The sequence below is a fragment of the Pseudoalteromonas sp. 19-MNA-CIBAN-0066 genome (genome assembly GCF_040308705.1).
Lineage (GTDB): Bacteria > Pseudomonadota > Gammaproteobacteria > Enterobacterales > Alteromonadaceae > Pseudoalteromonas > Pseudoalteromonas nigrifaciens.
Genome location: NZ_JBEONZ010000442.1, coordinates 1 through 233, shown reverse-complemented (window position 1 = coordinate 233; position 233 = coordinate 1). Strand labels below are relative to the sequence as shown.

Genomic DNA, 233 nt, shown 5'->3' with positions numbered 1-233 from the left:
ACTTTACCCAACATCTAAAAGTTTAAATGTAGGTGCAAAGCGCGATTTAAAAGTACTTAAAAAAGAAGATACCGGTGTTAGTTGGTATGCAAAAGTACCTGCTTTAGTTGATTTTGATTCTGGTAAGACACATTCTGTTAAAGCTGATGTAAGTGCATTACTAGATGCTATTGATAATGCAGAGTCGGGCGATGTTCTAGAACTAGCGCCTGGCCAGTATGATGTGTCTAAAC

Annotated in this window: 1 pseudogene; it reads left to right on the top strand. The window is 37.8% G+C overall.

Features of this window, described 5'->3' with window-relative positions:
* A pseudogene (locus AAEZ18_RS19755) lies at positions 1-233 on the top strand (alginate lyase); the annotation flags it as partial.